Origin of the sequence: Salmonella sp. SA15303, from assembly GCF_029962125.1 — a bacterium.
GTDB classification, from domain to species: domain Bacteria; phylum Pseudomonadota; class Gammaproteobacteria; order Enterobacterales; family Enterobacteriaceae; genus Salmonella; species Salmonella enterica.
Window position 1 is genome coordinate 486,288 of the sequence record NZ_CP123924.1, and the last position, 24,324, is coordinate 510,611.

General features: G+C 53.2%; 21 protein-coding genes. 12 read left to right on the forward strand and 9 right to left on the reverse strand.

What is annotated here, in order from left to right; all coding sequences use genetic code 11:
- Nucleotides 1–68: 68 nt before the first annotated feature.
- The 5 genes from accC to acuI all read right to left on the reverse strand — a co-directional run bounded on the left by accC (nucleotide 69) and on the right by acuI (nucleotide 4,983).
- Complete coding sequence (accC, locus tag QEN31_RS02320) at nucleotides 69–1,418, reverse strand: acetyl-CoA carboxylase biotin carboxylase subunit (protein ID WP_000884627.1); 1,350 nt, start codon at nucleotides 1,416–1,418, stop codon at nucleotides 69–71.
- Nucleotides 1,419–1,428: 10 nt separating this feature from the next.
- Nucleotides 1,429–1,899: an acetyl-CoA carboxylase biotin carboxyl carrier protein gene (gene accB, locus QEN31_RS02325; protein ID WP_000354626.1), complete on the reverse strand. Its 471-nt coding sequence runs from the start codon at nucleotides 1,897–1,899 to the stop codon at nucleotides 1,429–1,431.
- Between the two features lie 392 nt (nucleotides 1,900–2,291).
- Nucleotides 2,292–2,891, reverse strand: coding sequence for a protein-methionine-sulfoxide reductase heme-binding subunit MsrQ (gene msrQ, locus QEN31_RS02330; RefSeq protein ID WP_001240053.1), 600 nt, complete (start codon nucleotides 2,889–2,891; stop codon nucleotides 2,292–2,294).
- Entirely contained in the window at nucleotides 2,892–3,896 is a 1,005-nt protein-coding gene (gene msrP, locus QEN31_RS02335; RefSeq protein ID WP_000723876.1) for a protein-methionine-sulfoxide reductase catalytic subunit MsrP, read from the reverse strand.
- A gap of 112 nt (nucleotides 3,897–4,008) precedes the next feature.
- On the reverse strand, nucleotides 4,009–4,983 hold the full coding sequence (gene acuI / locus QEN31_RS02340) for an acrylyl-CoA reductase (NADPH) (protein ID WP_001148246.1): 975 nt from the start codon (nucleotides 4,981–4,983) through the stop codon (nucleotides 4,009–4,011).
- Nucleotides 4,984–5,186: 203 nt separating this feature from the next.
- Between acuI and csrD the strand changes: the two genes are divergently transcribed.
- The 8 genes from csrD (at nucleotide 5,187) to tldD (ending at nucleotide 17,644) form a co-directional block, all read left to right on the forward strand.
- Nucleotides 5,187–7,127 (forward strand): RNase E specificity factor CsrD, encoded by a 1,941-nt coding sequence (gene csrD, locus QEN31_RS02345; protein WP_001241377.1) that lies wholly within the window; start codon nucleotides 5,187–5,189, stop codon nucleotides 7,125–7,127.
- 307 nt (nucleotides 7,128–7,434) lie between these two features.
- Nucleotides 7,435–8,478: a rod shape-determining protein MreB gene (gene mreB, locus QEN31_RS02350; RefSeq protein ID WP_000913396.1), complete on the forward strand. Its 1,044-nt coding sequence runs from the start codon at nucleotides 7,435–7,437 to the stop codon at nucleotides 8,476–8,478.
- A gap of 64 nt (nucleotides 8,479–8,542) precedes the next feature.
- Nucleotides 8,543–9,595, forward strand: coding sequence for a rod shape-determining protein MreC (gene mreC, locus QEN31_RS02355; protein WP_000802538.1), 1,053 nt, complete (start codon nucleotides 8,543–8,545; stop codon nucleotides 9,593–9,595).
- A gap of 2 nt (nucleotides 9,596–9,597) precedes the next feature.
- On the forward strand, nucleotides 9,598–10,086 hold the full coding sequence (gene mreD, locus QEN31_RS02360) for a rod shape-determining protein MreD (RefSeq protein ID WP_000179403.1): 489 nt from the start codon (nucleotides 9,598–9,600) through the stop codon (nucleotides 10,084–10,086).
- An 8-nt stretch (nucleotides 10,087–10,094) separates the two neighbouring features.
- On the forward strand, nucleotides 10,095–10,688 hold the full coding sequence (locus QEN31_RS02365; RefSeq protein ID WP_000210306.1) for a Maf family protein: 594 nt from the start codon (nucleotides 10,095–10,097) through the stop codon (nucleotides 10,686–10,688).
- Nucleotides 10,678–12,147: a ribonuclease G gene (gene rng, locus QEN31_RS02370; RefSeq protein ID WP_000123188.1), complete on the forward strand. Its 1,470-nt coding sequence runs from the start codon at nucleotides 10,678–10,680 to the stop codon at nucleotides 12,145–12,147. The genes QEN31_RS02365 and rng overlap by 11 nt, the downstream gene beginning before the upstream one ends.
- A 106-nt stretch (nucleotides 12,148–12,253) precedes the next feature.
- The gene (yhdP, locus tag QEN31_RS02375) at nucleotides 12,254–16,054 is read left to right on the forward strand and encodes an AsmA2 domain-containing protein YhdP (RefSeq protein WP_001253500.1); all 3,801 of its coding nucleotides are present in this window, start codon (nucleotides 12,254–12,256) and stop codon (nucleotides 16,052–16,054) included.
- 144 nt (nucleotides 16,055–16,198) lie between these two features.
- Nucleotides 16,199–17,644 (forward strand): metalloprotease TldD, encoded by a 1,446-nt coding sequence (gene tldD, locus QEN31_RS02380; RefSeq protein WP_000055936.1) that lies wholly within the window; start codon nucleotides 16,199–16,201, stop codon nucleotides 17,642–17,644.
- A 122-nt stretch (nucleotides 17,645–17,766) separates the two neighbouring features.
- Here the strand turns inward: tldD and aaeR are convergent, their stop codons facing one another.
- Nucleotides 17,767–18,696, reverse strand: coding sequence for an HTH-type transcriptional activator AaeR (gene aaeR, locus QEN31_RS02385; RefSeq protein ID WP_000440300.1), 930 nt, complete (start codon nucleotides 18,694–18,696; stop codon nucleotides 17,767–17,769).
- A 181-nt stretch (nucleotides 18,697–18,877) separates the two neighbouring features.
- Here aaeR and aaeX point away from each other — a divergent pair, with 181 nt between their 5' ends.
- The 4 genes from aaeX to QEN31_RS02405 all read left to right on the forward strand — a co-directional run bounded on the left by aaeX (nucleotide 18,878) and on the right by QEN31_RS02405 (nucleotide 22,438).
- Nucleotides 18,878–19,081: a p-hydroxybenzoic acid efflux pump operon protein AaeX gene (gene aaeX / locus QEN31_RS02390; protein ID WP_000051840.1), complete on the forward strand. Its 204-nt coding sequence runs from the start codon at nucleotides 18,878–18,880 to the stop codon at nucleotides 19,079–19,081.
- A gap of 7 nt (nucleotides 19,082–19,088) precedes the next feature.
- On the forward strand, nucleotides 19,089–20,021 hold the full coding sequence (aaeA, locus tag QEN31_RS02395) for a p-hydroxybenzoic acid efflux pump subunit AaeA (RefSeq protein WP_000855134.1): 933 nt from the start codon (nucleotides 19,089–19,091) through the stop codon (nucleotides 20,019–20,021).
- Nucleotides 20,022–20,026: 5 nt separating this feature from the next.
- Nucleotides 20,027–21,994 carry a p-hydroxybenzoic acid efflux pump subunit AaeB gene (gene aaeB, locus QEN31_RS02400; protein WP_000510913.1) on the forward strand — a complete coding sequence of 656 codons (1,968 nt, stop codon included), beginning with the start codon at nucleotides 20,027–20,029 and terminating at the stop codon, nucleotides 21,992–21,994.
- A 171-nt stretch (nucleotides 21,995–22,165) separates the two neighbouring features.
- Nucleotides 22,166–22,438 carry a barstar family protein gene (locus tag QEN31_RS02405; protein ID WP_001103887.1) on the forward strand — a complete coding sequence of 91 codons (273 nt, stop codon included), beginning with the start codon at nucleotides 22,166–22,168 and terminating at the stop codon, nucleotides 22,436–22,438.
- 59 nt (nucleotides 22,439–22,497) lie between these two features.
- Here the strand turns inward: QEN31_RS02405 and yhcN-B are convergent, their stop codons facing one another.
- The 3 genes from yhcN-B to argR form a co-directional block, all read right to left on the reverse strand.
- Nucleotides 22,498–22,764, reverse strand: coding sequence for a DUF1471 family stress response protein YhcN-B (gene yhcN-B, locus QEN31_RS02410; protein ID WP_000853277.1), 267 nt, complete (start codon nucleotides 22,762–22,764; stop codon nucleotides 22,498–22,500).
- 103 nt (nucleotides 22,765–22,867) lie between these two features.
- Complete coding sequence (gene yhcN, locus QEN31_RS02415) at nucleotides 22,868–23,131, reverse strand: peroxide/acid stress response protein YhcN (protein WP_000695693.1); 264 nt, start codon at nucleotides 23,129–23,131, stop codon at nucleotides 22,868–22,870.
- A 364-nt stretch (nucleotides 23,132–23,495) separates the two neighbouring features.
- Nucleotides 23,496–23,966 carry a transcriptional regulator ArgR gene (gene argR / locus QEN31_RS02420; protein ID WP_001257852.1) on the reverse strand — a complete coding sequence of 157 codons (471 nt, stop codon included), beginning with the start codon at nucleotides 23,964–23,966 and terminating at the stop codon, nucleotides 23,496–23,498.
- Nucleotides 23,967–24,324: the final 358 nt, after the last annotated feature.

A 24,324-nucleotide genomic window follows, 5' to 3' on the forward strand; every position in this document is an offset into this window, starting at 1 on the left:
GATGGGGCATCGCTATCCCCAGAAATAAAAAAGGCCGGATTCACCGGCCTTTTGAGATTAACGTGCGATTACTTTTCCTGAAGACCGAGTTTTTTCTCCAGATAGTGGATGTTGGTTCCACCGTGCTGGAAGTGCTCGTCATTCATGATGCGGGTCTGCAGATCGATATTGGTTTTGATACCATCGATAATCAGTTCCTGCAGGGCATTTTTCATACGGGCAATCGCCACGTCGCGGTTTTCACCGTAGCAGATGAGTTTGCCGATCATGGAATCATAGTACGGCGGCACCGTGTAGCCCGCGTAGATATGAGATTCCCAGCGAACGCCAAAGCCGCCAGGCGCATGGAAGCGCGTGATTTTGCCTGGGCTTGGCAGGAAGGTGTTCGGATCTTCGGCATTGATACGGCATTCTACCGCATGGCCTCGAACGACAACTTCGTCCTGTGTGATCGACAGCGGCTGACCCGCCGCGATGCGCAACTGCTCTTTGATCAAATCGACGCCGGTAATCATTTCAGTCACCGGGTGTTCAACCTGAATACGGGTGTTCATTTCGATGAAATAGAACTCGCCGTTTTCGAACAGGAATTCGAACGTCCCTGCGCCGCGATAGCCGATGTCTACGCACGCTTTCGCGCAGCGTTCGCCGATATAGCGACGCAGTTCCGGCGTAATGCCTGGCGCCGGGGCTTCTTCAACCACTTTCTGGTGGCGACGCTGCATGGAACAGTCGCGTTCCGCCAGATAGATAGCGTTGCCCTGGCCGTCCGCCAGCACCTGAATTTCGATGTGGCGTGGATTTTCCAGGTATTTTTCCATGTATACCATGTCGTTGCTGAAAGCCGCTTTCGCTTCCGCTTTGGTCATGGAGATGGACTGCGCCAGTTCAGCATCGCTACGAACCACGCGCATACCACGGCCGCCGCCGCCACCGGACGCTTTGATGATCACCGGATAGCCAATACGTTTGGCATGAGCGCGGTTCGCATTCATATCGTCGCCCAGCGGGCCGTCAGATCCTGGTACGGTCGGCACGCCCGCTTTTTTCATTGCGGTAATCGCGGACACTTTATCGCCCATCAGGCGGATGGTGTCCGCTTTCGGGCCGATAAAGATAAAGCCGGAGCGTTCAACCTGCTCGGCAAAATTGGCGTTCTCAGAAAGGAAGCCGTAACCCGGGTGGATTGCCACCGCGCCGGTGATTTCAGCGGCGCTAATGATAGCCGGGATGTTCAGATAACTTTTTACGGACGGTGCCGGACCAATACAGACCGTCTCATCCGCCAGCAATACGTGTTTTAAATCGCGATCCGCGCTTGAGTGCACAGCGACGGTCTTGATGCCGAGTTCTTTACAGGCTCGAAGAATACGTAGTGCGATCTCGCCGCGGTTGGCGATGACAATTTTATCCAACATGTTCGCCTCGTTACTCGATGACGACCAGTGGCTCGTCAAATTCTACCGGTTGACCACTTTCGACCAGAATCGCTTTCACAGTACCTGCTTTGTCAGCTTCGATCTGGTTCATCATTTTCATGGCTTCAACGATGCACAGGGTATCGCCCACGTTCACTTTCTGGCCCACTTCGATGAACGCTTTCGCGTCCGGGCTTGGGGTGCGGTAGAAAGTACCAACCATTGGGGAGCGTACGATGTGACCACTGATTTCCGCTGCGGCAGGCGCTTCCATTGCTGGAGTAGCCGCTGGCGCGACAGCGTTAGACAGAGCGGGTTGCTGCATCATCGGCGCCGCATAAGCCTGCTGCATCACCGGAAAACCGGCGTTTGCCGTTGTGCGGCTGATGCGAACAGATTCTTCGCCTTCAGAAATTTCCAGTTCGGAGATACCTGATTCTTCAACCAGCTCGATCAGTTTTTTAATCTTACGAATATCCATGAGTGGGTTCCGTACTCTTTGTTTAGTGTGATTGTGACAGGCGTTTTAGCGCCGTCTGTAAAGCATGTGAATGACTGCCGCGGGTAAAATACCGCGCATCTTTGATTTGCCTGTTATGCCGTAGCACCCGAAGGTGAAATTCATGATTTGCCAGTCATTGTGTGGCTATCTTCTGCCATTTTCGGGCAAAAAACAAAATATACCTTCATTGCTCGATTGTCACCCTTTCTGCGAACGAAAATCGCCGTTGGGCAATGTAAAGTCGCACATTATAACTATTTCGTCGCAATTGGCAGCTAAATACTGGTCTTATCAGGGAAGATAATCAACCCGAAACATAAAAAGGACATTACCTGTTTTGCGTTTTGCAATCGACCGCACAGTTCACCAAACTAGCGCCACCACTGGCGAAACTTCCGGTAACGCAACGCTAAAAGGGCTAACGCTAATGCCGCGTAGATGACCGGTTGCGGTGATAAAATCTTTACCGACCACAGGTAATGTATGGGAGCCAGGATCGCGACAAGATAGACGACGTTATGCAGTGTTTGCCAGCGTTTGCCCAATTTACGCTGCGCAAATTGCGTTGAGGTCAACGTCAGCGCCAATAACACCAGCCAGCTAATGATCCCAAGCGTCAAATAAGGGCGTGAAATCAACTCGCTTCCTAACAGCGCCAGGTTATGTATCCCCAGTTCCAGTAAGGCATAGCTGGTTAAATGCAGCGTAGCCCAAACGAAACACCATAATCCTAACAGGCGGCGTGTGCGTATCAATAATGGCTGTTTAGCGTAGCGCGCCAGCGGTGAAACCAGCAAGGTGGCGAGCAAAAATTTGAGCGCGGTTCTGCCGGTAAAGTGTTGGATATCCTTTACCGGGTCTGCGCTGAGTCCACCGTGATTTATCGCCCAAAAGAGCCACAGAAGCGGCAAAAAACCGGCAAGATGCAGACAAACTTTTAGCCAGGTTATCTGTTTTGCTGTCAGACGCACTTAAAAATTCTCCCGCAAATTGAGACCGCGATACAGCGAAGCGACTTCATTGGCGTAGCCGTTAAACAGCAGCGTCGGCTGCCTTTGCACATCAAGGATACCGCCTGAACCAATAAAGCGTTCGGTAGCCTGAGACCAGCGTGGATGATCCACATGCGGGTTCACATTGGCATAAAAACCATATTCGTTGGGAGCCGACAAATTCCAGGTGGTTGGCGGACGTTCGCGGGTGAGTTTAATGCTGACAATAGATTTAATACCTTTAAAACCATACTTCCATGGAACGATGAGTCGAATAGGCGCGCCGTTTTGCGGGGGTAACGCCTTACCATAGACGCCAACGGTCATCAGAGTCAGCGGATGCATGGCTTCGTCCAGACGTAGCCCTTCGACATAAGGGTATTTCAGTCCGCCGCCAATAAAGCGATCTTTCTGTCCTGGCATATCATCCGGCGCGTATAGCGTTTCGAATGCCACATATTTAGCGTGGCTGGTGGGCTGTGCCTGCGCGAGTAGCTTATATAAAGGGAAACCAATCCACGGCACGACCATGGACCACGCTTCGACGCAGCGCATTCGATAGATACGCTCTTCTAATGGGAAACGATGTGTTAAATCGTCGTAATCCAGCGTAAATGGCTTCGCGACTTCCCCGCTGATTTTCAACGTCCACGGTTCGGTTTTCAGACTTCCGGCATTGGCCGCCGGGTCGGCTTTATCAAGGCCAAACTCATAGAAATTGTTGTAGCCCGTCACCTTATCTTCCGGCGTTAACGCTAAATCGCTTCGCCAGGCGGCAGGCTGACTAAACTCAAGCGGTTTACCGGCAGGCGCTTTCGGACGATCGTTGCCTTTAAACCAACTGAAGAGATCGGCCTGCGCCGTTGAGGGTAAGGATAAGGCGGCCGCGCTGATGCCTAATGCTTTTAGCACCTGTCGGCGCTGCATAAAAAAAGCCGATTCCGCAGTCACATCGGCTTCTGTTAATGGACGTATCTTTTTCATCACAGACTCCCGGTCTACCCACCACAACATGGCGTGTAGTGAATATGACAGGGAGTGTGTCAATGTGTAAAAATAAATAGTTAATTAAGTGTAAATTTTTTTATACGTGACGTTATTTTATCTTCACCAGCGTACGGCCCTGAACCTGATTATTGATGATGGCATCGGCGAACTTCGGCGCATCCGCCAGCGTAATCTCTGTGGCGGCCTGAGCATAGAACGATTCCGGCAGATCCTTAACCAAACGCGCCCAGGCTTCTGCGCGACGTGCCGGTGGGGTCATCACCGAGTCTACCCCTTGCAAACGCACATTACGCAGAATGAATGGCATAACGGTGGTCGGCAGCGCGAAGCCGCCCGCCAGGCCGCAGGCGGCCACGCAACCGCCATAGTTCATCTGTGCCAGCACTTTCGCCAGCACTTTATCGCCAACGGTATCAATTGCACCGGCCCATAGCTGTTTTTCCAACGGGCGAGATTCAGCAAACTCATCGCGGCTGAGAATACGGTTAGCTCCCAGGCTCTTAAGATAGCCGTGGGTGCTTTCACGTCCTGATACTGCTGCAACCTGATAGCCCAGCTTATGCAGTAATGCAACGGCAGTGCTGCCCACGCCGCCGCTGGCACCGGTGACGACAACCTCACCGTCTTGCGGGCGAATACCTGCATCTTCAAGCGCCATGACGCACAGCATGGCGGTAAAACCGGCGGTGCCGATGATCATGGCGTTACGGCTGCTCAGTCCCGCAGGCAGCGCGACCAGCCAGTCGCCTTTAACGCGTGCGCGTTCGGCCAGGCCGCCCCAGTGGTTTTCGCCCACGCCCCAGCCAGTCAGTAGTACTTCCTGGCCTGCATGAAAGCGAGGATCTTCGCTTGCGTGAACGGTGCCGGCGAAATCAATACCAGGAATCATCGGAAAATGACGGATAATTTTCCCTTTTCCGGTGATAGCCAGAGCATCTTTATAATTCAGGCTGGACCAGTGGACATCCACCGTCACATCACCTGCCGGCAGTTGACTCTCTTCGAGATGTTGCACGGATGCGAGGGTTTTACCGTCCTGCTGTTCTAAGATCAACGCCTGCATAACCTGTCCTCACTTTACATGGTAGATTGGAAAAATAGCTACGAAGACTATACTCGCTAATTAAAACGTGATGCCGATGCAACGCAATAAATTGCCAGATAGATCCATTTTGGTAGTATGCCTGCTTCATTGCGCGCCGTGGCGAATTCCGCCTTCAGATTCGCTTTTTCATACTGTTTATAACCGTCGGAGTTAACTCAAGGATGCGATTAACGACGAAATTCTCAGCTTTTATCACGCTGCTCACGGGGTTAACGATCTTCGTGACTCTGATAGGTTGCTCGCTAAGCTTTTATAACGCCGTACAGTATAAGTATGTCAGCCGTGTGCAGGCGACGGCGACAGCCATTGATACGCACCTGGTGACCCATGATATTGTCTCGCTGACGCCGCAAATCGACGAACTCATGATCGCTTCCGATATTGTGCGTGTCGATCTGTTGCAGGGGGAGCGCAGCGTCTACAGCCATTCTCGTGCCAGAGGTTATCGGCCAGCCGGCACCAGCGACATGTATCGCGAGCTGGTCGTACCGCTGATAAAACATCCAGGAATGTCGCTACGTCTGGCTTATCAGGACCCGATGGGTAACTATTTTCACTCACTGATCACCACGGCGCCGCTAACGCTGGCGATCGGTTTTATCGTTCTGATTTTGTTTTTATCGGTGCGCTGGCTGCAGCGGCAGCTTTCCGGGCAAGAGCTTCTGGAAATTCGCTCAACGCGTATTCTGAACGGCGAACGCGGGGCGAATGTCCGCGGTTCTGTTTACGAATGGCCAGCGCGCACCAGTAGCGCGCTTGATGTATTGCTTTCCGAAATTCAGTTTGCTCACGAACAGCGTAGCCGCCTGGACACCCTCATTCGCTCCTACGCCGCGCAGGACACCAAAACCGGACTCGGTAACCGTCTGTTCTTTGATAACCAACTGGCGACGCTGCTGGAAGATCAGGAAAAAGTGGGAGTGCATGGCGTGGTGATGATGATCCGCTTGCCAGACTTCAATCTTCTGCGCGACAGCCTGGGAGGCAATCAGGCGGAAGAGCAGATGTTTATGCTTATCAATCTGCTATCGACATTTATTATGCGTTACCCTGGCTCGCTGCTGGCGCGTTATCACCGCAGCGACTTTGCCGTGCTGCTACCGCATCGAACGCTGAAAGAAGCGGAAAGTATTGCCGGACAACTTTTAAAAGCTGTCGATGCGCTACCGGCTAACAAAATGCTCGATCGTGACGATATGGTACATATCGGCATTTGCGCCTGGCGCAGCGGACAGTCCACCGAGCAGGTGATGGAACATGCTGAAGCCGCGGCGCGGAATGCCGCCCTGCAGGGGGGAAATAGCTGGGCTATCTACGACGACACTCTGCCGGAAAAAGGGCGCGGCAATGTGCGCTGGCGCACATTGATTGAGCAGATGCTGAACCGGGGTGGACCGCGACTTTATCAAAAACCAGCGGTCACGCGAGAAGGTCGCGTACATCATCGGGAATTGATGTGTCGCATCTATGACGGTAAAGAAGAGGTGAGCTCGGCGGAGTATATGCCGATGGTGTTGCAATTTGGTTTATCGGAAGAGTATGACAGATTACAAATTAGCCGCCTGATTACGTTGCTGGGCTACTGGCCGGATGAAAATCTGGCAATGCAGTTGACGGTTGAGTCGCTGATTCGTCCGCGTTTTCAGCGCTGGTTGCGCGATACGTTAATGCAGTGTGAAAAATCACAGCGAAATCGCATAATTATTGAACTTGCGGAGGCAGATGTTTGTCAACACATCAGTCGGTTACAACCCATCCTTCGCTTAGTCAATGCGCTTGGCGTTCGGGTGGCGGTGACACAGGCGGGTTTGACGCTGGTTAGCACGAGCTGGATTAAAGCGCTCAATGTGGAATTACTCAAGCTGCATCCGAGTCTGGTCAGAAACATTGAGAAGCGAACGGAAAACCAGCTTCTGGTTCAAAGTCTGGTAGAGGCCTGCGCGGGCACGCCTACGCAGGTTTACGCGACAGGCGTCCGTTCGCGCGGCGAGTGGCAGACGCTGACAAAACGCGGCGTGGCTGGCGGGCAGGGTGATTTTTTTGCCTCCTCCCAACTACTTGACACAAACGTGAAAAAATATTCGCAAAGATACTCGGTTTAACCTGCCGTTTAATTTGTTTTCACGTAGAATAACGCGCGCTGCGCCTCATGGGGGTGTGCTTGTCTGCTCGCCAGATTGTTGCAGCAAATATGCAGGTGAATGACCTTTGACAGGTTGCAAACGAAGGCGAGGATTGCTGCTGATTTTTTCAGCCCTGAGGGACTCAGGCCGAGATTTGTAACAAAGGAAACGAACTGCACTAATTTTCACCGTAGCAGATGATTTTTGCGCCTTGTCGCTGCTGCGTGTGGTTGGTAAAGTAAGCGGATTTTGTTTTCCGCCCCAGCTTTCAGGATTATCCCTTAGTATGTTGAAAAAATTTCGTGGCATGTTTTCCAATGACCTGTCCATTGACCTGGGTACCGCGAATACCCTCATTTATGTAAAAGGACAAGGCATCGTATTGAATGAGCCTTCCGTTGTGGCCATTCGTCAGGATCGTGCCGGTTCGCCGAAAAGCGTGGCTGCAGTCGGTCATGATGCGAAGCAGATGCTGGGCCGTACGCCGGGCAATATCGCTGCGATCCGTCCGATGAAAGACGGCGTTATCGCTGACTTCTTTGTGACCGAAAAAATGCTCCAGCACTTTATTAAACAAGTGCACAGCAACAGCTTTATGCGCCCAAGCCCGCGCGTACTGGTATGCGTGCCGGTCGGCGCGACGCAGGTAGAACGCCGCGCAATTCGTGAATCCGCTCAGGGCGCAGGCGCCCGTGAAGTCTTTTTGATCGAAGAGCCGATGGCGGCCGCGATCGGCGCAGGTCTGCCAGTTTCTGAAGCAACCGGTTCAATGGTTGTGGATATCGGTGGTGGTACCACTGAAGTTGCCGTGATCTCCCTGAACGGCGTGGTTTACTCTTCTTCTGTCCGTATTGGTGGTGACCGTTTCGACGAAGCCATCATTAATTACGTTCGTCGTAACTACGGTTCTCTGATTGGTGAAGCCACCGCAGAACGTATTAAACACGAAATCGGTTCCGCTTATCCGGGCGACGAAGTCCGCGAGATCGAAGTGCGTGGCCGTAACCTGGCGGAAGGCGTTCCACGCGGCTTTACCCTGAACTCAAACGAGATTCTGGAAGCGTTGCAGGAACCGTTGACCGGTATCGTCAGCGCGGTAATGGTGGCGCTGGAACAGTGTCCGCCGGAGCTGGCGTCAGACATCTCCGAGCGCGGTATGGTGCTCACCGGCGGCGGCGCGCTGCTGCGTAACCTTGACCGTCTGTTAATGGAAGAGACGGGCATTCCTGTCGTGGTTGCTGAAGATCCGCTGACCTGTGTGGCGCGCGGCGGCGGCAAGGCGCTGGAAATGATCGATATGCACGGCGGCGACCTGTTCAGCGAAGAGTAGTTGGATACGGGCAGGATTATCCCTGGATTGTCCTGCCTCTCCGACGCGAGAATACGCATAGCCTATGAAGCCAATTTTTAGCCGTGGCCCGTCGCTACAGATTCGCCTTATTCTGGCGGTGCTGGTGGCGCTCGGCGTTATCATTGCCGACAGCCGCCTGGGGACGTTCAGTCAAATCCGAACGTACATGGACACTGCCGTCAGTCCTTTCTATTTTATTTCAAACGGCCCTCGTGAACTGCTCGACAGCGTGTCGCAAACGCTGGCTTCTCGCGACCAGCTTGAGCTGGAAAATCGGGCGCTGCGCCAGGAATTACTGCTAAAAAACAGCGACCTGCTGATGCTGGGGCAGTACAAACAGGAGAACGCGCGGTTGCGCGAGCTGCTGGGGTCGCCGCTGCGTCAGGACGAGCAGAAAATGGTGACTCAGGTTATTTCAACGGTTAACGATCCTTACAGCGATCAGGTCGTTATCGATAAAGGCAGCGTTAATGGCGTATATGAAGGTCAACCGGTCATTAGCGACAAAGGCGTCGTAGGGCAGGTTGTCGCCGTGGCGAAACTGACCAGTCGCGTACTGCTGATTTGCGATGCGACTCATGCGCTGCCGATTCAGGTACTGCGCAATGACATCCGCGTGATTGCCGCCGGTAACGGCTGCACTGACGATCTTCAGCTTGAACATCTGCCCGCCAATACCGATATTCGCGTTGGCGATGTGCTGGTAACGTCCGGACTTGGTGGGCGTTTCCCGGAAGGGTATCCGGTGGCGGTGGTCTCCTCCGTCAAGCTGGACACTCAGCGCGCCTATACCGTCATTCAGGCACGTCCAACCGCGGGTTTGCAGCGTTTACGCTATCTGCTGCTGTTGTGGGGAGCCGATCGTAACGGCGCCAATCCGATGACGCCGGAAGAGGTTCACCGCGTCGCCAATGAGCGCCTGATGCAGATGATGCCGCAGGTGTTGCCTTCTCCGGATGCGATGGGGCCGCCGGCGCCAGTGCCGGACCCGGCGACGGGGATTACTCAGCCATCTGCGGGCCAGACGGCGCCGGTATCAACGCAACCATCGCCTTCGGGCGCGACCACGCCGCCTGCGCGTGCGCCGGGAGGGTAATGGTGGCGAGCTATCGTAGCCAGGGGCGCTGGGTTATCTGGCTCTCGTTTCTTATTGCGCTGTTGCTGCAAATCATGCCCTGGCCGGACGACATCATTGTTTTCCGGCCAAACTGGGTTTTGCTCATCTTACTGTACTGGATTCTGGCCCTGCCGCACCGCGTAAATGTGGGGACGGGATTTGTGATGGGTGCCATACTTGATCTCATCAGCGGTTCCACACTTGGCGTGCGCGCTCTGTCGATGAGTATTGTCGCCTATCTGGTCGCTCTGAAATTCCAGCTCTTCCGTAACCTGGCGCTCTGGCAGCAGGCGCTGGTGGTAATGTTGCTTTCACTGGCCGTGGACATTATTGTTTTCTGGGCCGAGTTTTTAGTGATCAACGTCTCTTTCAGACCGGAAGTGTTCTGGAGTAGTGTAGTCAATGGCGTGCTGTGGCCCTGGCTCTTTTTGCTGATGCGTAAAGTACGCCAGCAGTTTGCTGTGCAATAAAGGTCGATATGACAACTCTGTATCTTGCTTCCGGTTCCCCGCGTCGCCAGGAATTATTGACTCAACTTGGATTTTCATTCGAGCAGGTCGTGCCTGGTATTGAAGAGCAACGGCGTGCTCAGGAAAGCGCGCAGCAGTATGTTGTTCGGCTGGCGCGCGAAAAGGCGCAGGCTGGCGTGGCGCTGGTTCCCCGTGATCTGCCGGTGTTGGGCGCGGATACGATAGTCGTGTTAAACGGCGAGGTGCTGGAAAAGCCGCGCGACGCCGCTCATGCCGCAGAAATGCTGCGTTTGCTTTCCGGAAATACGCATCAGGTGATGACTGCTGTTGCGCTTGCGGACTCGCAGCAGACGCTGGATTGTCTGGTGGTAACGGAGGTGACTTTCCGCACGCTTTCTGCGCAGGATATTACTGGCTATGTCGCCAGCGGCGAGCCTTTAGATAAAGCAGGTGCATACGGTATTCAGGGGCGGGGTGGCTGTTTTGTCAGGAAGATAAATGGCAGCTATCACGCCGTGGTCGGCTTACCGCTGGTTGAAACGTATGAGTTGTTGAGTCATTTTAACGCACTGCGTGATAAAAGGGATAAACATGACGGCTGAATTGTTGGTAAACGTAACGCCATCGGAAACGCGCGTGGCGTACATTGATGGCGGTATTCTTCAGGAAATCCATATTGAGCGCGAAGCGCGACGCGGAATCGTAGGCAATATCTACAAAGGTCGTGTAAGTCGTGTACTTCCAGGTATGCAGGCGGCTTTTGTAGATATTGGGCTGGATAAAGCCGCATTTCTTCACGCTTCCGACATTATGCCGCATACCGAATGCGTGGCGGGCGACGAGCAAAAACAGTTTACCGTGCGCGATATCTCCGAACTGGTGCGTCAGGGACAGGATCTGATGGTGCAGGTAGTGAAAGATCCGCTCGGCACGAAAGGCGCGCGTTTGACCACGGACATCACGTTGCCCTCCCGTTACCTTGTTTTTATGCCCGGCGCGTCACACGTTGGCGTTTCCCAGCGCATCGAAAGCGAAAGTGAACGCGAGCGCCTGAAAAAGGTGGTGGCGGAATACTGCGACGAACAGGGCGGGTTTATTATTCGTACCGCAGCGGAAGGCGTGTGTGAAGAGGATCTCGCGTCTGACGCCGCCTATCTCAAGCGCGTCTGGACGAAAGTAATGGAGCGCAAAAAGCGTCCGCAAACGCGCTACCAGATGTATGGCGAACTGGCGCTGGCGCAGCGCGTGCTGCGCGATTTCGCCGATGCGCAGTTGGACCGAATTCGCGTCGACTCACGTCTGACCTATGAGTCGCTGCTGGAGTTTACCGCAGAATACATCCCGGAAATGACCAGTAAGCTGGAGCATTACAGTGGCCATCAGCCGATCTTCGATCTTTATGACGTGGAAAATGAGATCCAGCGCGCGCTGGAGCGTAAGGTTGAACTCAAGTCTGGCGGTTATCTGATTATCGACCAAACCGAAGCGATGACGACGGTAGATATCAATACCGGCGCGTTTGTCGGACACCGTAATCTCGACGACACCATTTTTAATACCAATATTGAAGCGACTCAGGCCATTGCCCGCCAGCTACGCCTGCGTAATCTGGGCGGCATTATCATTATCGATTTTATCGACATGAATAATGAAGATCATCGCCGCCGGGTGCTGCATTCGCTGGAACAGGCGTTAAGTAAGGATCGCGTGAAAACCAGTATTAACGGTTTTTCGCCGCTGGGGCTGGTGGAAATGACCCGTAAACGGACTCGTGAAAGCGTGGAACATGTGCTTTGTAACGAATGTCCAACCTGTCATGGCCGCGGGACGGTAAAAACGGTGGAAACCGTCTGCTATGAGATCATGCGTGAAATTGTACGTGTTCATCACGCTTATGACTCCGATCGCTTCCTGGTTTATGCTTCTCCTGCGGTGGCGGAAGCGCTGAAAGGCGAAGAATCACACGCGCTGGCGGAAGTCGAAATCTTTGTCGGCAAACAGGTTAAAGTTCAGGTCGAACCGCTTTATAACCAGGAGCAGTTTGACGTCGTAATGATGTAAAAGACCGCGACCCGTACGAGTATTTGCAGGCCGGATAAGGCGTTCACGCCGCCGTCCGGCAAAGCAAGGTTGTGAGTCGTATTTTTTGGCAGACAAGGAGAGACGCGTGAGGCGATTGCCGGGGATTTTATTGCTCACTGGAGCCGCGCTCATCGTCATTGCAGCGCTGCTGGTTAGCGGGCTGCGCCTGGCGTTGCCTCATCTTGACGCCTGGCGTCCGGCTATCCTGAATAAAATTGAGTCTGTGACCGGCGTGCCGGTGGCCGCCAGCCAACTCTCCGCAAGCTGGCAAAATTTTGGCCCTACGCTGGAAGCGCATAATATTCATGCCGCCCTGAAAGATGGCGGCGAACTGTCGATAAAACGCGTTACGCTGGCGCTGGACGTCTGGCAAAGCCTGTTGCATATGCGCTGGCAGTTTCGCGACCTGACCTTCTGGCAACTCAATTTCCGCACCAACACGCCTCTTCAAAGCAGCGACGGCGAAGGCATCGAAACCAGCCGTTTAAGCGATCTTTTCCTGCGGCAGTTCGATCATTTCGATCTGCGCGATAGCCAAATCAGTTTTCTGACGCTTTCCGGACAACGCGCGGAGCTGGCGATCCCACAGCTTACCTGGCTAAACGGCAAAGAGCGGCACCGCGCCGAAGGCGAGGTCAGTCTCTCCAGCCTGACCGGGCAGCACGGCGTGATGCAGGTGCGGATGGATTTACGCGATGACGACGGTTTGCTAAATAACGGCAGAGTCTGGTTACAGGCCGACGATATTGACGTCAAGCCGTGGCTGGGCAAATGGATGCAGGATAATGTGGCGCTCCAGACGGCGCGTTTCAGTCTGGAAGGCTGGATGACGCTCAGTAAAGGTGAAATCGCCGGAGGAGACGTCTGGCTGAAACAGGGCGGCGCAAGCTGGTTGGGCGATAACACGACGCACACGTTGTCTGTCGATAACCTGACGGCGCAGATTAGCCGTGAGCAGCCGGGCTGGCAGTTTTATATTCCGGACACACGGATTACGCTTGATGGTAAACCCTGGCCGAGCGGAGCCTTAACCGTGGCCTGGCTCCCGCAGCAGGACGTCGGCGGCGAGAATCACACACGTAGCGATGAGCTACGCATTCGCGCCAGTAATCTTGAACTGGCGGGGCTGGAAGCATTACGTCCGCTGGCGGCTAAACTGTCGCCTGTGCTGGGCGAAATATGGCAGGCTACGCAGCCGAGCGGAAAGATCGCCACACTGGCGCTGGATATTCCGCTACAGGCCACCGAAAAAACGCGTTTTCAGGCATCGTGGGAAAATCTTGCCTGGAAACAGTGGAAGCTGTTGCCCGGCGCGGAACATTTTTCCGGTACGCTGGCGGGAAGCGTAGAAGACGGGCAGATGAAGGTTGCGATGCAGCAGGCTAAGATGCCCTATGAAACCGTTTTTCGCGCGCCGCTGGAAATTGAAAACGGCGTCGCGACGCTTAGTTGGTTGAAGAATGAGAACGGCTTTCAGCTTGATGGCCGCGACATTGACGTCAAAGCAAAGGCGGTACACGCGCGCGGCGGGTTCCGCTATCTGCAACCGACGGGCGACGAACCGTGGCTGGGTATTCTGGCCGGAATCAGTACCGACGATGGATCTCAGGCGTGGCGCTATTTTCCGGAAAACCTGATGGGCAAAGCGCTGGTCGATTACCTTAGCGGCGCAATTCAGGGCGGCGAGGCGGATAACGCCACGTTGGTTTACGGTGGTAACCCGCACCTCTTTCCCTATAAGCATAACGAAGGTCAGTTTGAAGTGCTGGTGCCGCTACGCAATGCGACGTTTGCCTTTCAACCCGACTGGCCGGCGCTAAAAAATCTCAACATTGAACTGGATTTCCTGAACGACGGCCTGTGGATGCGTTCGGATAGCGTCGATTTGGGCGGGGTGAAGGCCAGCAAACTCGCGGCGGCGATTCCGGATTATTCCAAAGAGAAACTGCTCATTGATGCCGATATTAACGGGCCGGGAAAAGCCGTTGGGCCTTATTTCGACGAGACGCCACTAAAAGACTCGCTTGGCTCGACGCTGGCGGAGCTCCAGTTAGATGGCGATGTGAATGCTCGCTTACATCTTGATATTCCGCTGGATGGCGAACAGGTTACCGCTGAGGGTGATGTCTCGTTGCGTAATAACAGTCTGTTTATTAAGCCGCTAAACAGCACGCTCAAAAATCTGAACGGTAAATTCAGCTTTGTGAATGGCGCGCTAAAAAGCGGGCCGCTGACGGCAAACTGGTTTAATCAGCCGCTGAACCTGGATTTCAGTACGACGGAAGGGGCAAAAGCCTATCAGGTCGCCGTCAACCTGAACGGTAACTGGCAGCCAACGCGTATGGGCGTCTTACCGCCGCAACTGAATGACGCCCTGAGCGGCAGCGTGACGTGGAATGGTAAAGTCGGCATCGATCTTCCGTATCACGCTGACACCACTTATCACATCGAGCTGAATGGCGATCTGAGAAATGTGAGCAGTCACTTACCTTCTCCGCTAAATAAACCCGCAGGCGAAGCCATTCCGGTGAACATTCAGGCTGACGGCAACCTGAAAAGTTTTGCGCTAACGGGGAGCGCAGGGAGTAAAAATCACTTTAACAGCCGCTGGTTATTAAATCAGAAGCTGACGTTGGATCGGGCTATCTGGACGACGGACAGCCGGACGATTCCGCCATTACCTGCTCAACAAGGCGTTGAGCTCAATCTGCCGGCGCTGGATGGCGCGCAATGGCTGGCGTTATTCCAGAAAGGCGCGGCGGATAACGTGAGCAGTTCGGCCGAGTTTCCTCAACGCGTCACGTTGCGTACTCCCGCGCTATCGCTGGGCGGTCAGCAGTGGAACAATTTGAGCGTCGTTTCAGCCCCCTCGCTGAACGGAACAAAAATTGAAGCGCAGGGCCGTGAGGTGAACGCCACGCTGCTCATGCGCAACCATGCGCCGTGGCTGGCGAACATTAAGTACCTGTACTACAACCCTGGCGTCGCAAAAACGCACGCCTCGTCACCAACGCCGACATCGCCGTTGGCTTCGGCGAACACGATTAGCTTCCGTGGCTGGCCGGACTTACAGCTTCGCTGCGAAGAGTGCTGGCTATGGGGGCAAAAATATGGGCGTATTGATGGCGATTTCGCCATCAAAGGCAATACGCTGACTCTGGCGAATGGCCTGATCGATACCGGATTCGCCCGTTTGAAAGCGAACGGCGAGTGGGTGAATGCGCCGGGTAATGAACGAACCTCGCTGAAAGGTAGTCTGCATGGTAGTAACCTCGACACGGCTGCCGGGTTCTTCGGTATCTCGACGCCAATCCAGAACGCGTCTTTTAACGTAGATTACGATCTGCACTGGCGAAACCCGCCCTGGCAACCTGATGAAGCCACGCTCAACGGGATTTTACGCACGCGTCTGGGTAAAGGCGAGTTTACTGATCTCAGTAGCGGTCATGCCGGACAGCTACTGCGGCTGCTCAGTTTTGATGCGTTGCTGCGTAAGCTGCGGTTTGACTTCAGAGATACCTTTAGCGAGGGCTTCTATTTCGACTCTATTCATAGTACCGCGTGGATTAAAGATGGCGTCCTACATACTGACGATACGCTGGTGGATGGGCTGGAAGCGGATATTGCAATGAAAGGTTCTGTTGATCTGGTGCGTCGTCGTCTTGATATGGAGGCCGTTGTCGCGCCGGAAATTTCCGCCACCGTGGGCGTCGCCGCCGCGTTTGCCGTTAACCCGATTGTCGGCGCGGCGGTATTTGCCGCCAGTAAAGTGTTGGGGCCGCTATGGAGCAAGGTCTCCATTCTGCGTTATCGCATTACCGGTCCGGTCGATGCGCCGCAGATCAACGAAGTTCTGCGCCAACCGAGAAAAGAAAGCCAGCAATGATTTGACGGGGGCGAGGAATTGCCCCACTCTCAGTAAATAGTCATGCCGGACGGCGCTGCGTTTATCCGGTTTGCACAATCTAACAACGTAGTCCGGATAAGGCGTGAACCGCCATCCGGCAGAAATCAATGAGTAGCAAAAACGATGAGTCTGAACCTGGTAAGTGAACAATTGCTAGCGGCGAATGGCCTGAACCATCAGGATCTGTTCGCTATTTTGGGCCAACTGGCCGAACGCCGTCTTGATTATGGCGACCTCTATTTTCAGTCGAGCTATCACGAATCCTGGGTTTTAGAAGACCGCATCATTAAAGATGGTTCATATAATATCGACCAGGGCGTTGGCGTTCGCGCCATTAGCGGCGAAAAAACCGGTTTTGCTTATGCTGATCAGATAAGCCTCCTGGCGCTGGAGCAGAGTGCGCAGGCAGCGCGAACCATTGTACGCGAGAACGGCGAAGGCAAGGTAAAAACGCTCGCCGCCGTAGCGCATCAGCCGCTCTACACCACCCTTGATCCGCTGCAAAGTATGAGCCGCGAAGAGAAGCTGGATATCCTCAGACGCGTTGATAAAGCGGCGCGAGAAGCCGATAAACGCGTGCAGGAAGTTAACGCCAGCCTGACCGGCGTATATGAATTAATCCTCGTGGCGGCGACCGACGGGACGCTGGCGGCGGATGTCCGTCCACTGGTGCGTTTGTCCGTTAGCGTGCAGGTGGAAGAAGACGGTAAACGCGAGCGCGGCGCCAGCGGCGGCGGCGGTCGCTTTGGTTATGAGTATTTTCTTGCCGATCTCGACGGCGAGGTTCGCGCTGACGCGTGGGCGAAAGAAGCGGTACGCATGGCGCTGGTTAATCTCTCCGCGGTCGCTGCGCCAGCGGGGACGTTACCGGTGGTTCTGGGCGCCGGGTGGCCGGGCGTATTGCTGCACGAAGCGGTCGGGCACGGGCTGGAAGGTGATTTTAACCGTCGTGGGACGTCTGTATTTAGCGGTCAGATCGGCGAGCAGGTTGCCTCCGCGCTTTGCACCGTAGTGGATGACGGCACAATGATGAACCGTCGCGGCTCCGTTGCTATCGATGATGAAGGTACGCCAGGCCAGTACAACGTATTGATTGAAAATGGCGTACTGAAAGGATACATGCAGGACAAGCTGAACGCGCGCCTGATGGGCGCTGCGCCGACCGGTAACGGGCGTCGCGAATCTTATGCGCATCTGCCGATGCCGCGTATGACGAATACCTATATGTTGGCGGGGCAGTCAACGCCGCAGGAAATTATCGAATCCGTTGAATACGGCATCTATGCGCCTAACTTTGGCGGCGGTCAGGTGGATATCACCTCCGGCAAGTTTGTGTTCTCTACCTCGGAAGCGTATCTGATTGAAAACGGCAAAGTCACGACGCCGGTGAAGGGCGCGACGTTGATTGGATCAGGCATTGAAACGATGCAACAGATCTCCATGGTCGGCAACGACCTTAAGCTGGATAACGGGGTGGGGGTCTGCGGTAAAGAGGGTCAAAGTCTGCCGGTAGGCGTAGGCCAGCCGACGCTGAAAGTCGATAACCTGACGGTTGGCGGCACCGCATAACTGTCCGCCTTATCAGGCCTGTGGTGTGTGCCGCCCAGGCCTGATAAGCGCAGCGCCATCAGGCAATGTCTGCGTCGGGTGGCATCTGACCTACAATCGTCTTCAGCAATTACCCGGTGTTTTTATTTTTCTTTCCCTCGCCCGTGCATTCCCTGAAACAGGTGTGCGACATCGACAAAATAGTCAGTTAACGCGTTAATCACTACCTGCACTTTAAGCGGCAGCTTATCTTTTTCGGTGTACAGCGCGTACACCGGACGGGGATCGGACTGATAGCGAGGCAGCAGGATCTCCAGATCGCCACGATTGATCTCATCGATCACCCACATCAGCGGCACATAAGCGATTCCGGTTCCGGCGGTCAGCCAGCGTACCAGCGTCATCGGATCGTTAGTGACGAACCGCCCCTGTGGAATCAGTCGGGTAGAAATTCCTTCCGGCGCGATAAGTTCAAACTCATTATCCGGGCGCACGCTATATTCCAGCCAGGAATGGCTACTGAGATCGGCGGGTTTTTCCGGGACGCCGTACTGAGCGAGGTACGGCTTGGCGGCGCACACAACCATCGGCATCGCGCCGAGTCGACGGGAAAACAGGCTGGAGTCTTGCAGCGCGCCCACGCGGATCACCACGTCCAGCCCGTCGGCAATTAAATCCGGGGCCGGAATTCCTGTCACCAGATTGACCGCCAGACCGGGATACTCTTTTAATAATTTTGCGGTAAGCCCGGCCAGCACATTTTGCGCCATGGTTGAAGAACAGCCGATACGCAATGTACCGATAGGCGTGTTATTAAAAGCGTAAAGCTGCTCGTGAACATCCTGCACTTCATGCAGCATACGACGACAGCCCTGATAATAGATTTTTCCAGCTTCGGTGAGCCCAATGCTGCGTGTGCTGCGGTTGAGCAATTTAACCTGAAGCTCATCTTCCAGTTTCGCCACAGTCTGGCTGATGGACGATACGCTCATTTGCAGCTGTCTGGCTGCGGCGGTAAAAGAGCCAAACTCGACAACTTTGGCGAATACCGACATTCGTTTTAATCGTTCCATTATTCACTCTGGCTTAAAAGTGATTTAGATCACATAATATAGATAACAGCATAACAATTACGTTAATATACTATTATTCGAATAAGAGCTATGTCGCTCTCGCCTGGCGTCTCTTGCCCTTCTCTGCGGCGATGTAGCTTAACAATCTATCGCCTGCTCTCTCTCAGAAATCAAGGTCAACATGAGTCTGTTTCCCGTTATCGTGGTGTTTGGTCTTTCCTTCCCACCGATATTTTTCGAATTGCTTTTGTCACTGGCTATTTTTTGGCTGGTGCGTCGGATGCTTGTGCCGACGGGCATCTATGATTTTGTCTGGCATCCGGCTCTGTTCAATACCGCGCTGTATTGTTGTCTGTTTTATTTAATATCGCGCCTGTTCGTTTGAGGTTGAAGTGAAAACACTAACAAGAAAACTCTCCCGTACGGCCATTACCCTCGTACTGGTTATTCTGGCCTTTATCGCCATTTTCCGCGCCTGGGTGTATTACACCGAATCTCCCTGGACGCGCGACGCGCGTTTTAGCGCCGATGTCGTCGCTATTGCCCCGGATGTCGCGGGCCTGATTACCCATGTAAACGTGCATGATAACCAACTGGTGAAAAAGGATCAGGTCCTGTTTACCATCGATCAGCCACGCTATCAAAAAGCGCTGGCGGAAGCGGAAGCTGATGTAGCCTATTATCAGGTACTGGCGCAGGAAAAACGCCAGGAAGCCGGTCGCCGTAATCGCCTCGGCGTACAGGCGATGTCCCGGGAAGAGATCGATCAGGCGAACAACGTCTTGCAGACGGTACTGCATCAACTGGCTAAAGCCCAGGCGACGCGCGACCTGGCTAAACTCGATCTGGAGCGCACCGTTATTCGCGCGCCTGCTGACGGCTGGGTGACTAACCTCAATGTTTATGCCGGTGAATTTATTACCCGCGGTTCCACGGCCGTCGCCCTGGTGAAAAAGAACTCTTTTTACGTGCAGGCCTATATGGAAGAGACCAAGCTGGAAGGCGTGCGTCCGGGATATCGTGCCGAAATCACGCCGCTTGGCAGCAACCGGGTATTAAAAGGTACCGTCGATAGCGTGGCGGCAGGGGTAACGAATGCCAGCAGTACCAGCGATGCGAAAGGGATGGCGACGATAGACTCTAACCTCGAATGGGTGCGTCTGGCCCAGCGTGTTCCGGTGCGCATCCGGCTCGACGAGCAGCAGGGGAATTTGTGGCCTGCCGGTACGACGGCAACCGTCGTGATCACCGGTAAGCAGGATCGTGACGCAAGCCAGGACTCCTTCTTCCGTAAACTGGCGCACCGGCTGCGCGAATTCGGTTAATCGTCATGGGCATTTTCTCCATTGCCAACCAGCACATTCGTTTTGCGGTAAAGCTGGCGTGCGCCATTGTGCTGGCATTATTTATCGGCTTCCATTTTCAACTGGAGACGCCGCGTTGGGCGGTGCTGACCGCCGCGATCGTGGCGGCAGGCCCGGCATTTGCCGCCGGCGGAGAACCCTATTCCGGCGCTATCCGTTATCGCGGAATGTTGCGTATTATCGGGACGTTTATTGGCTGTATCGCCGCGCTTATCATTATTATCTCTATGATCCGCGCGCCGTTATTGATGATTCTGGTGTGCTGTGTCTGGGCCGGTTTTTGTACCTGGATCTCCTCTTTAGTACGGATCGAAAACTCTTATGCGTGGGGACTGTCAGGTTATACTGCGCTGATCATTGTGATTACCATTCAGACGGAGCCGCTGCTCACGCCGCAATTTGCGCTTGAGCGCTGTAGCGAAATCGTTATCGGCATTGGCTGCGCTATTTTAGCGGATCTGCTTTTCTCGCCGCGATCGATAAAGCAGGAGGTTGATCGCGAACTGGACAGTTTACTGGTAGCGCAATATCAGCTAATGCAGCTTTGTATTAAGCATGGCGACAGCGAAGAAGTCGACAACGCCTGGGGCGATCTGGTGCGACGCACGGCGGCGCTGGAGGGGATGCGAAGTAATCTGAATATGGAATCTTCGCGCTGGGTACGCGCTAACCGCCGCCTGAAAGCGTTGAATACGCTTTCGCTCACGCTGATTACGCAATCCTGTGAAACTTATCTTATTCAAAACACGCGGCCGGAACTGATTACCGATACATTCCGGGAACTGTTCGAGACGCCGGTTGAAACGGTACAGGACGTCCACAGACAGTTAAAACGGATGCGGCGTGTCATTGTCTGGACTGGCGAGCGCGAAACGCCCGTCACGCTTTATAGCTGGGTAGGCGCTGCGACGCGCTATCTATTGCTTAAACGCGGCGTGATCAGTAACACCAAAATCAGCGCGACGGAAGAAGAGATCCTGCAAGGCGAGCCCGTAGTTAAAGTGGAATCCGCTGAACGTCACCATGCGATGGTGAACTTCTGGCGCACCACGCTTTCCTGCATTCTGGGGACATTATTCTGGCTATGGACCGGCTGGACATCGGGTAATGGCGCGATGGTGATGATTGCCGTGGTGACCTCGCTGGCGATGCGTTTACCCAATCCGCGCATGGTCTGCATCGATTTTATTTATGGCACTCTGGCGGCGTTGCCGCTGGGATTGCTCTATTTCCTGGTGATTATTCCCAATACGCAGCAAAGTATGCTGTTGTTATGTTTGAGCCTGGCGGTATTGGGGTTCTTTATCGGCATTGAGGTCCAGAAACGGCGTCTGGGGTCGATGGGGGCGCTGGCCAGTACGATTAACATTATTGTGTTGGATAATCCGATGACGTTCCATTTCAGCCAGTTCCTCGACAGCGCGTTGGGGCAAATTGTCGGCTGTATGCTGGCGTTTATCGTCATCCTGCTGGTGCGTGATAAATCCAAAGATCGAACCGGTCGCGTGCTGCTTAATCAGTTTGTTTCCGCTGCGGTCTCGGCAATGACGACCAACGTGGTACGCCGTAAAGAAAACCGTCTGCCTGCGTTATATCAGCAACTCTTTTTGCTGATGAATAAATTTCCTGGCGATTTGCCGAAGTTCCGCCTGGCGCTAACGATGATCATTGCTCATCAACGTCTGCGCGACGCGCCGATACCGGTTAATGAAGATCTGTCAGTGTTCCACCGTCAGCTTCGTCGTACCGCAGACCATGTTATTTCCGCCGGAAGCGATGATAAACGGCGACGCTACTTTGGTCAGTTGCTGGATGAGCTGGATATCTATCAGGAGAAATTACGTATCTGGGAGGCGCCGCCGCAGGTGACGGAACCGGTTAAACGCCTGACGGGTATGTTACATAAATACCAGAACGCGCTTACCGATAGCTAACCCACAAGAACCGATGCCAAAAGCGTCGGTTTTTTTATGACTATACTTATTTGAGATACAAAAACAGCGCAAGAGTGCTCCGGGGCTAAAAGCGTTTCTGGAAGTGAAACCTCTGCATAATGATGCTTAGTAGTAAAACAGACAATTGTCTGTCGGGGATGGTGGCTGGCTATGAATGTCTATACTTTTGATTTTAATGATATTAAAAACCAAAGCGATTTTTATCGCGAGTTTACGCAGACGTTTGGTCTTGCCAGTGAGAAAGTAAGCGATCTTGATACATTATGGGATGCGGTAATGAGCGATATCTTACCCCTACCGCTAGAGATTGAGTTCGTTCACCTGCCTGATAAACTGCGCAGGCGCTACGGGGCGCTGATTTTACTCTTTGATGAAGCGGAAGAAGAGCTGGAGGGGCGGCTACGGTTTAATGTCCGGCATTGAAAAAGCATAAAAAAGCCCCCGGCAGGCGGGGGCAAGTCGTCGGGTTAGACGACGAGGGTTTACTTATACAACTCGGCGGTGGCGTGCCAGTTATCACCTTCTTTTAATTCGATGATGCGATAGCTATTAGCGCCTGCTTTTTCAGCTTTAGCGACGATCTCCTGGCGCATATCCATTGGCGTACTACCAATCTGCGAGACGGAAATGGTGCCCATCGGTTGCAGATTCTGCGCCTGTTCCGCGTTGACCTGATGTACTGCGGCATTTGCGCCGAAAGAGAGCAGAGTGGCCAGGCCGAGTGATGCGATAATGTATTTCGTTTTCATGATCTTTTATTCCTTTATAGGGTCAACCTCGCGGATTAATGGGCTTTTCTTATGCGATATCTCCGCGAAGCAAGGACACGTTATATGCGATGGCAGGTGAATTTTATTTGTACAGTTCGGCAGTGGCGTGCCAGTTGCTGCCGCTACGCGCTTCGGTAATGTGGTAGGCCGTAGCGCCTTGTTCATCCGCTTTTTTGCTCAGCATGGCGTTCATATCCATAGGCGATGAGCCGATAGCGCTGACTGAAACCGATCCGATTGCTTCACGGTTTTGCGCTTGCTCTGCGCTGATAGGTTCTGCGGCGAAAGCGCCAAAAGAGAGAACGGACAGAATACTTAATGTTGCAACAGTGGTTTTGATTTTCATGATTTTTACCTCGTCGAATTCCTTTACTGGGGACTTTGTTTCGTGACCCTCATCACAAAATTAAGTATACACTAATCACGCGATTAATTAATACCACGCTAATTGTTTCTGCTTTTTAAAAACATTAAAAATTTTATTTTTTATAACGTTATGGAATTAAAATTGCTGTTTTTCGCCGCTGTCGTTTAAAAAATAAAAGAAAATCAATTGCTTAATAAATTTGACATTTTGTGCGTTTTTTTGATTTATCATTCATGTGGTGAATGTTTAAGGGCATGATTTGCCAAATGATAGGCGTACAGGAAAGCGGCGAGGGGAGAGGACAAAAAGGTGCCTCCGCCGTACGACGACGGAGGAAGTGGGACTAAAGCTCTTGTTCAAAAAGTTCCAGAATGGCTTCGTACAGATCTCTTACGGAAAAGCCGCTGGCAGGCGTAGTGAAGATAGTATCGTCGCCGGCAATCGTGCCGAGAATACCTTCTGCTTTCCCCAGTGAATCCAGCAGGCGTGCAATGAGTTGTGCCGCGCCGGGGCTGGTATGAATCACCACGACAGCGTCGTTATAGTCGATATCCAGCACCAGATTTTTCAACGGACTGGATGTTGTTGGGACGCCCAGTTCAGCCGGAAGACAGTACACCATTTCCATTTTTGCGTTACGTGTACGCACTGCGCCGAATTTAGTCAACATGCGCGAGACCTTGGACTGATTGATATTTTCAAAGCCCTGATCCTGCAACGCGAGGACGATTTCGCCCTGTGAGCTGAATTTTTCTTCTTTGAGGAGCGCTTTAAACGCTCTTACTAGTTCTTCTTGTTTAGCCGAGCTTCGCATAAGTCACCCGTAATATGGCGGTAGAAACAACATTATTGTGCATACAGATGAATTTTTATGCAAACAGTCTGCCTTGTTTAAGGCTGAAATAATGTTATGAAAGAGCGGAATTTTATCAAATTTCGTTATCAAGAAACATGCCTGTGTCACGCCTCGCAAATAAGATTAAAAGTAAATTAATTGTTATCAAAATGATGTTGTTTTGAGAGGGTAGTAGGGTATATTGTCACCACCTGTAGAACGTTGCTCTCTGGTTGCAGCCGATCCGGATTACGCAAATTAAATGCATAAAAGCCAAAATTGCGCGACTCCGCATTCTTGATGAGTGAGGATTGTAATCATTGAATTTGTGAATTAA